The organism is Asticcacaulis taihuensis, assembly GCF_900100255.1.
In the GTDB taxonomy this organism is placed as follows: domain Bacteria; phylum Pseudomonadota; class Alphaproteobacteria; order Caulobacterales; family Caulobacteraceae; genus Asticcacaulis; species Asticcacaulis taihuensis.
Genome location: NZ_FMTS01000002.1, coordinates 37,108 through 49,567, shown reverse-complemented (window position 1 = coordinate 49,567; position 12,460 = coordinate 37,108). Strand labels below are relative to the sequence as shown.

General features: G+C 60.8%; 9 protein-coding genes. 4 read left to right on the top strand and 5 right to left on the bottom strand.

The window, feature by feature from the left end; translation table 11 throughout:
• Window positions 1-28: 28 nt before the first annotated feature.
• From BLO49_RS07030 to BLO49_RS07015, 4 genes are all read right to left on the bottom strand, one after another.
• Complete coding sequence (locus tag BLO49_RS07030; protein ID WP_090646330.1) at window positions 29-421, bottom strand: hypothetical protein; 393 nt, start codon at window positions 419-421, stop codon at window positions 29-31.
• Between the two features lie 95 nt (window positions 422-516).
• Window positions 517-1,515 carry a hypothetical protein gene (locus tag BLO49_RS07025; RefSeq protein ID WP_090647295.1) on the bottom strand — a complete coding sequence of 333 codons (999 nt, stop codon included), beginning with the start codon at window positions 1,513-1,515 and terminating at the stop codon, window positions 517-519.
• A gap of 191 nt (window positions 1,516-1,706) precedes the next feature.
• Window positions 1,707-3,101 (bottom strand): coiled-coil domain-containing protein, encoded by a 1,395-nt coding sequence (locus BLO49_RS07020; protein WP_090646327.1) that lies wholly within the window; start codon window positions 3,099-3,101, stop codon window positions 1,707-1,709.
• A 4-nt stretch (window positions 3,102-3,105) separates the two neighbouring features.
• A complete protein-coding gene (locus BLO49_RS07015) occupies window positions 3,106-3,795 on the bottom strand; it encodes a sigma-70 family RNA polymerase sigma factor (RefSeq protein WP_090646325.1) in 690 nt (229 codons plus the stop codon).
• A gap of 786 nt (window positions 3,796-4,581) precedes the next feature.
• Here BLO49_RS07015 and BLO49_RS07010 point away from each other — a divergent pair.
• Together BLO49_RS07010 and BLO49_RS07005 are read left to right on the top strand one after the other, a co-directional pair.
• Entirely contained in the window at window positions 4,582-6,483 is a 1,902-nt protein-coding gene (locus BLO49_RS07010; protein ID WP_170828247.1) for a glycine betaine ABC transporter substrate-binding protein, read from the top strand.
• Window positions 6,476-7,282: a quaternary amine ABC transporter ATP-binding protein gene (locus BLO49_RS07005; RefSeq protein WP_090646319.1), complete on the top strand. Its 807-nt coding sequence runs from the start codon at window positions 6,476-6,478 to the stop codon at window positions 7,280-7,282. Before BLO49_RS07010 ends, BLO49_RS07005 begins: the two co-directional genes overlap by 8 nt.
• On the opposite strand, the gene egtB is transcribed toward BLO49_RS07005, so the two are convergent.
• Window positions 7,266-9,413: an ergothioneine biosynthesis protein EgtB gene (egtB, locus tag BLO49_RS07000; RefSeq protein ID WP_090646317.1), complete on the bottom strand. Its 2,148-nt coding sequence runs from the start codon at window positions 9,411-9,413 to the stop codon at window positions 7,266-7,268. The two genes, BLO49_RS07005 and egtB, sit on opposite strands and share 17 nt — an antisense overlap.
• 220 nt (window positions 9,414-9,633) lie before the next feature.
• Here egtB and BLO49_RS06995 point away from each other — a divergent pair, with 220 nt between their 5' ends.
• Complete coding sequence (locus tag BLO49_RS06995; protein WP_090646314.1) at window positions 9,634-10,992, top strand: FAD-containing oxidoreductase; 1,359 nt, start codon at window positions 9,634-9,636, stop codon at window positions 10,990-10,992.
• Entirely contained in the window at window positions 10,989-12,380 is a 1,392-nt protein-coding gene (locus BLO49_RS06990; protein WP_090646311.1) for an MFS transporter, read from the top strand. Before BLO49_RS06995 ends, BLO49_RS06990 begins: the two co-directional genes overlap by 4 nt.
• The last annotated feature ends 80 nt before the right edge of the window (window positions 12,381-12,460 follow it).

The window sequence follows — 12,460 nt, the reverse complement described above, 5'->3', positions numbered from 1 at the left end:
GGCGGAAAACTTTACTAGGCTAGCGGCACTAGGGTAACGGCGCGCCGGTCACGACAACGCTTATGCTGCCTTGCAGATTGTTGTTATTGCCGGTGTTGGTGACAAAGTTGCCGACTCCGCTGAAGCCGGTGAGGGCATTGCCGGAGAAGTTGATGTCGCCGTTCTGAACCGTGCCGGCGATAATGGTGTTGCCGCTGTTGGTGGCGTTCAGGTTCTGGTTGGTGACGACATTGGTAACGGCCCCTTCGGCGCTGATACCATCCAGTTCATCGGGGGCAAGCGGCGCTGGCGTGTCGATGTCTGGTGGGCTGGCAGGCGGGGACGCAGCAGTTCCTTCCTGGGCAAGTGCCGGAAAAGAAAGGCTGGCCAGAAGAAGCGGTATCACAAGCAGGCCGCGCAGACTGAGGCGTAACGAGTACATGGCGCACACTTTCAAAAGAGGAGCTTGAGAACACGGTCGTAGATGCACGGTGCCGGGCGCGCCTTGTGCGCGCCCGGCCCTGGCAATGCGGTAAATTAAGGCTGACCGCCGCCGGTGAAGCTGATGTTGGCATTGGCCGACAGGGCCGTGGCCGCCTGGTTGATCGAACCGACACCCGTATTTGAACTGGCTGTCTGGACGCCGGCGAAGTTGGCATAGGAGCCGCCGCGCGCCACGATATTACCAGTCGTCAGGTCTCCGCTCTGGCCCGTATCGCCGCCGGTCAGGGTGACGCTTGAGCCGGTGACGCTGGCCGCCAGATCCTGATTTGTCAGGCTGACGGTGATGGTCGTGACGTCGGCGCTGGAATTGTTGGAATCATTGACCGAGGAGTTCGAATTGTCGTTGTAGGAATCAGCGACATTGGTCGAGCTGTTGTTATACGAATCATTCGTCGAATTATCCGAATTATCGGAATTGTCGGAGTTATCCGAATTATTCGAGTTGTCATTGCCGGAATCAGCAATGCTGGTGTTTGTCGAGTTGTTGGAATCGTCGTGTGTCGAGTTGTTCGAGTTATCGGAGTTGTCCGACATGTCGTTGCCTGAATCGGTGGTGTTTATGGAGTTGTTGGAATCGTCATGTGTCGAGTTGTTCGAATTGTCGTGTGTCGAGTTATTTGAATTGTCGTTGCCTGAATCGGCGACGCTCAGGGACGTATTGATGGAATTGTTGGAGTCGTCATGCGTCGAGTTGTTCGAGTTATCGGAGTTATCCGACATGTCGTTGCCTGAATCGGCGGTGTTGATGGAGTTGTTTGAGTTGTCGTTGGCTGAATCGGCGTAGCTCGTATTTGTAGAGTTATTCGAATTGTCATTGGCCGAATCGGCCGTGCTGGTGTTGGTCGAGTTGTTTGAGTTGTCATTGCCGGAATCGGCGACCGATACGGCGGCGGAACCGTTGTTGGCCGCGTTAGAGCCATTGTCGGCGGTATTGGTTGTATCCTGTGCCGCGGCCGACATGGCCCCGCCGATCGTCAGGGCGAGCGCAAGGGCAGATGCTGACGCGAATAATTTGATGCTTTTGCTGGTCATTTTGGTGAACCTCGAATTCATGAATTCTGAAGGACCGTCCTTCAGATCATTAAATCGGGCCACGCCGGAAAAGTTCCCTCGAAAAGTACCGCTCCGCGTATTTATTTTTCCTTATTAACCAAATACATAAGCCTATCCAATTATCGCAAAATAGTGATTTGCCTTTTGGCCCAAATTGGAATTGGCGCGCCTTAAAAACTCATGGGCGCCGCGACGACCATGCGCATGTCCGGCGCATCGCTGGTAACGCCGAACTCGAAATTATTGGTCAGGGTCATGCGATCGCTGAGCCGGTATGACCAGCCCATGAGAAGGGAGCCGACTTGCAGGCTGTTGGATTGCTGTATGGTATTGCCGATTTGGGTCTTGGTCGGGAAGATGAAGCTGTGGCTATAACCGAATGACACGGAGAAGCGGGGGTTCAGCGCCAGGCCGAAGCCTAAGCTCGCGCTGATGGCGTCACCCGGCTCGACGCGGCCGACCATGGCCCCGCCGATTTCCTTGTCGATATCGCGCGGTACATTGTGCAGATAGCTCAGGCTGCCGAAAATGACGCCCGGATCGCTGGGGTAAAGCATGGTGACGCCGCCCTCAATCGCCCAGAACCCGGACCCTGTGGCGAGGCTGGTGGCGACGCCGAATTGATCATAGCCGACATCGTAGGGGCTAAGGCCGGTGGGGGGCTTTATGCGCGCATTGGCGACGAAGATGGCGCGGCCGGGGCGGACCTCATTTAGCTGATAACGCGCCGAGAATTCGACATCGCCGATCTGTTGGCCGTCGAGTTCGGTGGTGCGGTTGATGGTCTCGTCGCGCTGGGCCAGCGTGGTGACGCGGTCATGGCGATAGACATAGGGGATGCGCGCCTCCACCTCAAGCCGGCTGGTCAGGCCATAGCGCATAGCCACAGTGGCGACCGCCGAATCGCGGTCGGCATCATTGGCCTCGATCACGCCCACCTGAATGCCGGGGACGATTTCAACGCCGCGGAAGACCAGGCGGTTGGAACTGGACCGGACATAATCCAGCGACGGTGTGAAGACGAGCTTGCCCTTCGGCGTGAGAACCCCGACATGTTCCGGCAGGGCGGCGACCTCCTCGACCTTCTTGGGCGGCGGTGCGGCCCCGACCGGCTGTTGCGGCAGGGGGTCGGGCCGCATGGGTTCGACCTGGGAGACAGTCATGGCCGGTGTGCCGGATGTGGAGGCGTCCGAACCGGACAGAGGGGCGGGCGCGGAACTGGTGTTTGGCGACAGGCTGGCATAGGGCACGGCCGTGTCGCTCCCGGCCGGGGCATCGCTGCGGCCGGCGCGGATATCGGCCAGTAGGCCATCGCGTTCCGCCCGCAGCCTGTCGATCTCCGCCTGTTGGGTGGTAAGCGTCTTCTGCTGGTCGGCAAGCTGCTTTTGCTGCGAGTCCAAGCGGCTTTCCTGCGCTTGCAGGGCCTGTTTGATCTCGGCTAGGCGCGTGTCTGTGGCCTGGTCGGCGGCCTGGACCGGACGGGCCGCTACGAGCGGGCTGGCGCCCGCCATCAGTGCCAGCAGGCAGCCGCTCAGGTGGGGCGCGTGTCTTTGGGCGTACCGCATGTACCTACTCCCCGGAAGGTTGCAGATTCGGATCGACGGCCTGCGCGCGAAATGGCCTGTGCGCAGGGGCTGGAGGTGTGGGGGGCGTTCCGGTGAACTTGGCCGAATGGATATCGACGCCATTATCGATCAGGCTGGCCAGCTTTTCCCGCGCCCGGTTGACGCGGCTTTTCAGTGTGCCGACCGGACAATTCGCCAGTTCGGCGGCCTCTTCATAGGAGCATCCCGAGGCGCCGATCAGCACAAGTGCGGCGCGGGCATCGGGCGGCAGATGGTCAAGCGCGGACAGCATATCATTATATTGCAGGCGCCATTCCTGCGACGGGGCGACGCTCAACATGGCAGCCCAGCGCCCCTCGACATCCGCGACCGTGTCGCGCTGCCGCGACAGATCATGGTAGAAACAGTTCTGCATGATTTTGCAGAGCCAGGCCTTGAGGTTGCTGCCTTCCTGGAAGCTGCCGCGATAACACCAGGCGCGCGTGAGCGTTTCCTGCACCAGGTCGTCGGCTTCGCTGCGTGATCTGACGCGCGTGGCGGCCTGAATGCGCAAGGCCGGGATCAGGGCAATGATAGCGTCGCGGAAGGTATCGGGCGAACCGTGGCTAACGGACGTGACATCGGCGGTCGTGTCACGCGTCGGCTTATCGGCCTGGTCCCTGTTCTGGCACCAGTCATTAACATCGACTCTCATTGTTCTTCCCGCGGTTTCCTGCTTTTGGAGTTTTTACGCGCACAAATACCCGCCCCAGGACGTCGGTCACCGGGTAATGATATTCGGAGCAGTCCAGAGAGTTGGATTTAAACTGGGCCGAATATTTACTTAAATTGGATAAACTTTATGTATGCGATACTGTTTCACTAAGTATAACGCGACGCGACTATGAAACTGGTAGGCTCCGCAGCGTCTGAGCGGGAGGGTGCGGCTGCGGAATAAGTTAACATACCTTAATATAACGCAGTTTCAATACAAGCGGAAGTCACTTTATTTTATCAAAAATTCAATCAAATGGGGTATTTTGTGCCGAAGTGGGATTCAGGGCGGACAAATCTGATTTTAGCCTTATATTTCGTGGAGCGAGTTTAAATTTCAGCTTCATAGTTGTTATTATAAATTGAAGTTATTTCAAAATAAGAATAGTTAAAATTGTATAAAAATGACAAATATAAAACTATTTAAGATGAAAAAATTAAGCAAATTGTAGATAAATTGTTATTTTTATATATAAATATTACTCGTGGGCGCGCTTGGTTCGGCGCGCAGGGTGGGCAGTCGCGGGCCTTGCGTCTTTAAGGACGTGGTTGATGTCGCTGAAAGCTAGAATCGTGATCACAGTACGGCGACCTATAAAACAATCGCCATTCTGGGGAAGTCGACTAAAAACAAAAACGTGATTGCGTATGTATGGCGCCTCTGATTGTGTGTTTTGGCGGTAAATTGCGTCCGCGTGGCGGGCAGGAGCTGGCCTTGAGACGTTTTATGTCCCGGAATGCAACAGCGACGGCCCATTTATGGGCATGTGTCCTGGCCTTGCTTTTTGCCGGATTTTCAGTTCCTGCCCTGGCGAAAGTGGAGTGCCCTGTTACCGAGCCTGTGCGATTCGCCGGGGTAAACTGGGAAAGCGGCGAGTTCATTACCGCCGTCATGCAGGAGATCATCGAGCGCGGTTATGGGTGTGCTACCGAGACCGTACCGGGCAATACCGTCACGCTGGAGCAGGCCCTGGCCAATGACGATATCCACATCCTGGCCGAGGAATGGGTCAGTCGCAGCGATGTGTGGAAAAAGGCAGCGGCTGTTGGCACTGTAAAAGCCATCGGTCACCCGTTTACCGAAGCGCGTGAAGGCTGGTATGTGCCGGACTATATGGTGCATGGCTCGGATGCGGCGGCGCCCGGCCTGAACAGCGTCAGCCAACTTGCCGACCCGCGCTATGTCGCCCTGTTCCGCGATCCCGAGCAGCCCGGCAAGGGCCGCTTTCTCAACTGCCCGTCCGGCTGGACGTGCGAGGGCGTCAACAGCGCCAAGCTGAAAGCCTACGGGCTGACTGGCGCCTATGTCGATTTCAGACCCGGCACCGGTCCGGCCATGGATGCGGCCATTACCGCGGCCTATGCGCAGAAACAGCCGATCCTTTTCTATTACTGGTCGCCCAGTCCGATTGCCGGCCGGCTGAAACTGGTGCAACTGAAAGAGCCGCCGTGGTCGGCCGCCTGTTGGGCCGATCTGACCAGCAGGGATGGCAAGCACACGCAAGGTTGCGCTGCGCCGCCGGCCGATGTCGCTTATGGGGTATCGACGCCTTTTGCCGAAAGGGCCCCGGTGATCACCGCGATGCTGGCGAAAGCGACCTTCCCCATCGATGACCTGAACGCCAACCTGGTGCGACGGGCCGACGGTAAGCTGACCGCGCGGGCGCAGGCGGTGTGGTTTCTGAAGGCGCATCCGGACCTGTGGCGGCAATGGGTGGATACGAACACCGCCGAACGGATTTCGACCAGTCTGGGCACGGCGGCGCCGGTGGCGAAATCGAACTTCCCGGCGCGCTGGACGCTATCAATCCGCCAGCCGGTCAATGGCGCCGTGTCCGGACTGGTGCGCGATCATGGCGAGGGATTCAGGGCTGTTGCCAATGCCGGTTTGAGCGTCATCGTGGCGCTTGATGGTCTGCTGGGCGCCATTCCGTGGTGGTTGTTGATCGCCGTTTTCATGGGGCTGGCCTGGGCGGGCACCCGGCGAATTGGCCTGACCGTGGCCATAGGCGGGTTGATGCTCGTCATGGGGCTGCTCGGCCTGTGGAGCCTGATGACCCAAACCCTGACCCTGATGCTCATTGCCAGTCTGCTGGCTGTTCTGATCGGCCTACCAGTCGGGATCGCCGCGGCAAAATCGCGCTGGATCAAGGGCCTGAGCCAGCCGGTACTCGATATCATGCAGACCCTGCCGGCCTTCGTCTATCTCATTCCGGCCCTGATGCTGTTTGGCCTCGGCAAGGTGCCGGCGATCCTGGCCACAGTCATCTACGCCCTGCCGCCGATGATCCGGCTGACGACCCTGGGCATCGAGCGCGTTGATCATGAGGTGCGCGAAGCGGGCGACTCGTTCGGTCTGACGCCATGGCAGAGGCTGTGGTGGGTGGAACTGCCGCTGGCGCGCGCGACGCTGATGGCCGGCGTCAACCAGACGATCATGCTGGCGCTTTCCATGGTCGTCGTTGCCTCGATGATCGGGGCGCGCGGCCTGGGAGAGCAGGTCTTGAACGGCATCCAAACGCTCGATGTCGGCATGGGGCTGGAGGCGGGGCTCGGTATCGTCATCCTGGCCTTTGTGCTTGATCGCATCACCCAGGGCTTTGGCGGGAAAGGGGCATCGCATGATTGAGCTGCGCCACCTCACCAAGGTTTTCGGCCGCAAGGAAAGCGCCGCCCTGGCTATGGCGGAACAGGGCGTCGGCAAGGCGGAGATTCTGGCGGCGACCGGCTGTACCCTGGCCCTGCGCGATGTCTCGCTTGATATGGCGGCGGGTGAGGTCTGCGTACTGATGGGGTTGTCCGGTTCCGGCAAATCGACCCTGGTTCGTCATATCAACCGGCTGATCGAGCCGTCGGCCGGTGATATCCGCGTCGATGGCGTGGATGTGCGGGCGCTGGAGGCCAAGGACTTGCGGGAATATCGCCGCCGCCAGGTCAGCATGGTGTTTCAGGGCTTCGGCCTGCTGCCGCATCTCGATGTTCTGGAGAATGTCGCCTTCGGCCTGATGGCGCGCGGCGAGGACCGGCAGACAGCACTTAACAAGGCGATGGAATGGATCGCGGCGGTGGGGCTGGAAGGGTATGAAAAGGCGCGGCCTGATGTGTTATCGGGCGGCATGAAGCAGCGCGTCGGGCTGGCGCGGGCCCTGGCGGTCGAGACCGGAATTCTGTTGATGGACGAGGCATTTTCGGCGCTCGATCCCCTGACCCGCGCCGACATGCAGGATCTGCTTCAGGGGCTGCAACAGCGGCTGAAGCGGACCATCGTCTTCGTCACGCATGATCTGGATGAGGCCGTGCGCCTGGGCAACCGTATCGTCATCATGAAGGACGGTGAAATCATTCAGACCGGCACACCGGAGGATATCCTTAGTCATCCGGCGAACGACTATGTCGCTCGGTTTGTGCAGATCAGGCACCGAGACTGAAGATACCGAATTCCGGCGCCGGGCTGATCCACTGCCGCTCTATCTTCCAGCCGGAGTCCGCCGCCAGCCGCGTCAGTGAGGCCGGGGTGAACTTGTGCGAATTCTCGGTATGGAAGCGCTCGCCGGCCTTGAAGGCGAAGGAATGGCCGGCGGCGGTCACGATCTGGTCCTTGCGCGAGACGAGGTGCATCTCGATGCGCTCGTAGTCCGGATTCCAGACGGCCAGGTGATCGAAGGCATCGAGATCAAAATTGCCGTCCAGTTCGCGGTTAATACGCACCAGCAGGTTTTTGTTGAATGCCGCGGTGATGCCTTTCGCATCGTCATAGGCGGCCACCAGCGTCGCTTCATCCTTGACCATATCGGCACCCAGGATCAGGCGCGCATTCGGGCCTAATAATCCGCGCACGGTGCGCAGGAAGGCGACAGCCTCGACATGGGTGAAGTTGCCGATGGTCGAGCCGGGGAAGAAGCCGATCAGCGGCCGGCCTTTCAGGGCGCTGGGAAGCTGAACATCGCTCGTAAAGTCACCGACCACGGGCGTCACCGATAGTTTCGGATAGGCGCCTTTGAGGCGCAGGGTGGCGTGACGCAGGGCATCCTCACTGATGTCGATCGGCACATAGTCGGTGATCTGCGGGCCGGCATCGATCAGCAGGCGGGTCTTTTCGCTCGCTCCGCTGCCGAATTCGACCAAGACAGAATCGGCGGGAATATCGGCCGTCAGTTCCGGGGCGATGCGGGCGAGCAGGGCCGTTTCGGTGCGGGTCGGGTAATATTCCTCCAGCCGGCAGATGGCCTCGAACAGTTCGGAGCCAGTGGCATCATAGAAATATTTCGGCGACAGGGATTTTTGGCGAGCGGACAGGCCGCGCACCACATCGGCGGCAAAGCCGTCGTCAGAAACATCGCCAGTCGTGCCGGTGGAGATATCACGTGCCAGCCGCAGGCCGGACCGCAGCCAGCGCTTTTCCGGTGCGAAGAAATTGCGGTAGGTCGGGCGCGCATGGCCGGCGGGGGTGAAGGCGGAGCCGCCGCGTAATACCATCTGGCCGCTCATGAACTTGCCATTGTATTCGCCGACCGCTCCGGCGCCGGGCAGAAAACCGGGATAGGGCAGGTAGGCGCTGCCGGTCCATTGCCAGGCAACGTCATCCACCTGTTCCAGCACGCCGTCGGCGGCCGCGGCTTCCCATTCGGCCTCGGTCGGCAGGCGCGCACCGGCCCAGCGGGCATAAGCGTCTGCCTCATAATAGCTGATGTGGGTGACCGGTGCGCCGGGCGCGATGGCTTGCAGCCCGCGCAAAGTCATTTCCTGCCAGCCATCCTCGCTTGCTTGCCAGTAGAAGGGCGCGTTCCAGCCATTGGCCTGAACCTGCGCCCAGCCATCGGAAAGCCACAGGTCCGGGCGGCTGTAGCCGCCGTCCTGCATGAAGGCCAGCCATTCGCCATTGGTGACCAGCCGGTCGCTGATCTCGAAGGGTTGCAGCCAGGTGCGGTGACGCGGGGCTTCATTATCGAAGGCGAAGGCTTCTCCTGCGTGACCGATCTCGACCAGGCCGCCGGGCCGGAGTTGGAAGCGCCCCTGCCTGCCGCCGGCATCGGCCGGGGTGCGCGGGCAATAGGCTGGTTTCAGCGGCGATTGCGCCAGCAGGTGCAGCCCGTCCATCAGGATCAGTTCCTGGTGCTGTTCTTCGTGGGCGATGCCGAGGCGGATCAGGGCTTCGGTTTCGGCCGGCAGATCAGCTTCCAGCAGGCCGCTCATGGCGTCATCGACATGGGCGCGATAGGCTAGGATATCGGCGAGCGGTGGCCGGGTCAGCAGGCCGCGTTGTGCTCTCGGCTGGCGGGGGCCGAGTGCCTCATAATAAGAATTGAACAGATAGGCATAGTCTGGATCGAACAGCTTGTAACCGGGCTGGTCCTTCAGCAGAAAGGTTTCGAAAAACCAGGTGGTGTGCGCCAGGTGCCATTTGACCGGGCTGGCGTCGGGCATGGACTGCACGACCATGTCTTCCGCCGACAGAGGTGCGATCAGGGCCAGGGTATGGGCGCGCATTTTCGTGAAGGCGCAGGCCAGAGGCCGGTGTTCGGTCGTTACGGCCGGTGTCGGGTAGTGAACGGTATCCATGCCGGGTTCCCTTGTGTTGGCGGACTATCGGGAGAAAAATGTAAGTTTTAAATGAGCAGATACGCGCTTCCTGCCCTTAAGATGGGAGGCGCGCCCAGACTCGCCAGTGCGCCGCGGTTCACTGCTGACAGGTTCTGACATACCTTGATCACGGTTTTTGATTTCCGGCTGTATTTTTATTCGGCCAGGCGTAACGATCGGCAACGCAAAAGGAGCCGCCATGAAAACCTTCGACGCCATTATCATCGGGGCCGGCCAGGCCGGTCCGTCACTGGCGGAGCGCCTGAGCCAAGCCGGGCAGACCGTCTGCGTGGTCGAACGAAAATTCTTCGGCGGCACCTGTGTCAATACTGGCTGTATGCCGACCAAGGCTTTGGTGGCCAGCGCCTATGCCGCCCATCTGGCACGGCGCGGCGCGGATTTCGGCGTGGTGACCGGCGATGTCCGCATCGATATGAAGGCCGTGGCGGCACGCGCCCACAAGGTGACTACGGATGCCCGCAGCGGTGTCGAAAACTGGCTGCGCGGCATGAAGACCGTAACGGTGATGACCGGTCACGCCCGCTTTCAGAATGCCACAACCCTCCAGATCGGTGATGAACTGATTTCCGCCCCGAAGATCTTCCTCAATGTTGGCGGCCGGGCGTCGGTGCCGCCTGTTCCCGGACTGACGGACGTGCCCTATCTGACCAACAGTTCGATCGTGACGCTCGACCGGGTGCCCGAACATCTGGTCATTCTCGGCGGCAGCTATATTGGGCTGGAATTTGCCCAGATGTATCGGCGCTTCGGGGCGCAGGTGACGGTGGTCGAAAAGGGCGCGCATCTGGTCGCCCGCGAGGATGTCGATATTTCCGAGGCGATCCGGCGGATACTGGAAGACGAGGGCATTAGTGTACGCACCGGCGTCGATATCAACGGTGTGTCGCATGGCGGTGATGGCATAACTGTGCGTTTGTCGGGTAGCGAGGTGACCGGTTCCGACCTGCTGGTGGCCACCGGCCGCCGGCCCAATACCGATGATCTCGGCCTGGATCAGACGGGTGTAAAGCTTGATGCGCGCGGCTATATAGAGGTTGGCGACGACCTCCAGACCAGCGTGCCGGGTATCTGGGCCATGGGTGACTGCAATGGCCGGGGCGCCTTCACCCACACGGCCTTCAATGACTTCGAGATCATCGCCGCCAATTTGCTCGATGGCGAAAACCGCAAGGTCAGTGATCGCATCCTCGGCTATGCCCTCTATATCGATCCGCCGCTCGGCCGGGTCGGGATGGGAGAAGCCGAGGCAGAAAAGGCCGGCCACAGGGTACTGGTCAGCACGCGGCCCATGACCCGCGTCGGCCGGGCGGTCGAGAAGGGGGAAACCAAAGGCTTCATGAAGGTGGTGGTCGATGCCGACAGCCGGAAAATCCTCGGCGCCGCCATCCTCGGCACCGGCGGCGATGAGGCCATCCACGGCGTGCTCGACATGATGAATGCCGGCGTGACCTTTGATGTGCTGCAATGGGCGGTGCCGATCCATCCCACGGTTTCCGAGCTGTGGCCCACCGTGCTGAAGGGACTAAAACCGGCATGATGTCGCCTAAGACCGGGCAACCTCGCCATGCGGCCCTGATCCTGCTGACCACCATACTGGCCTCATCCCTGTCCTTTATCGACGGCTCAGTGGTCAATGTCGGCCTGCCGGCGATCGGTGCGTCATTTGCGGCTGGCGCGGCCGACCTGCAGTGGATCATCAACGCCTACCTGTTGCCGCTGGGCGCCTTGTTGCTGCTCGGCGGTGCCGCTGGGGATCGTTTTGGCCGTCAGCGCCTTCTGGTCGTGGGCACGGCCTTGTTCGCTGTCGCTTCATTGGCTTGCGCCCTGGCGCCCAGCCTGTTCTGGCTGTTGGCGGGGCGGGCGGCTCAGGGCGTTGGCGCGGCCATTCTGTTGCCAAACAGCCTGGCAATTCTCGGCAGCACCTTCAGCGGCGAAGCCAAGGGGCGGTCGGTCGGTATCTGGGCGGCGGCAGGCGCGGTCATGGGCGCGTTGGGACCGGTGCTTGGCGGCTGGCTGATCGATACCATCGGCTGGCGGTCGATTTTTCTGATCAACCTGCCGCCGGCTCTCGGCGCCATTGGCCTGGCCCTCGTCTATATCAGGGATACGGCGTGTGGCCCGCAGACATCGGCGCTCGATGTGCCAGGTGGATTATTGGCGACGGGTAGTCTCGGCGCGATGACCTGGGGGCTGACCATCGGCACCGGACCGGCCGGCTGGACTATGGCGGCTATCATGACGACGGTTGCTGGGGCCATTCTCGCCGGGGCATTCCTTTATGTCGAGAAAGCGCGCGGCAATTCGGCGATGATGCCGCTGGCCCTGTTCGGTTCGCGGACCTTTGCCGGCCTTACATTGCTGACCCTTTTGTTGTATGGCGCGCTTGGTGCGCTGATGGTGCTGGTGCCCTACGTGCTGATCACGGCCGCCGGCTATTCGGGCACCGGAGCGGGGGCGGCGCTTTTGCCATTCGCCGCCCTGCTGGCCGTGGCGTCACCGGTGATGGGCAGCGTGGCGGAAAAGACCGGCCCGCGCTTGCCTTTAACCATCGGTCCGTTGCTGGTCGCCGCCGGTTTCGCGCTTTTGCTGCGCATCGATGAACAGGCTGGCTATTGGACGGACGTTTTTCCCGGCATCCTGGTGCTCGCCATTGGGATGGCCGGTGCCGTGGCGCCCCTGACCACGGCCGTGCTGTCATCGGTCGATGACGCCCACACCGGCTCGGCGTCGGGACTGAACAGCGCCGTAGCGCGGACGGCCGGGATGATCGCCACCGCCTTGCTGGGCGGTGTGCTCGGCGCTTCCGGCCATGACCTGATCGCCGGCTTTCGCGTTGCCATGAGCCTGTGTGCTGGCGCTTGCATTCTGGCGTCCGCCAGCGCGTTTTGCCTGGTTTCCACCCGGATGGCCAACCGGATGGAATAGGGGCCTTGCCGAAGACTTATGATCGCGCCGCCGATCCTGTCCGGATATTTATGGTCGTCGCGTTAGGATAGCCCGCCATA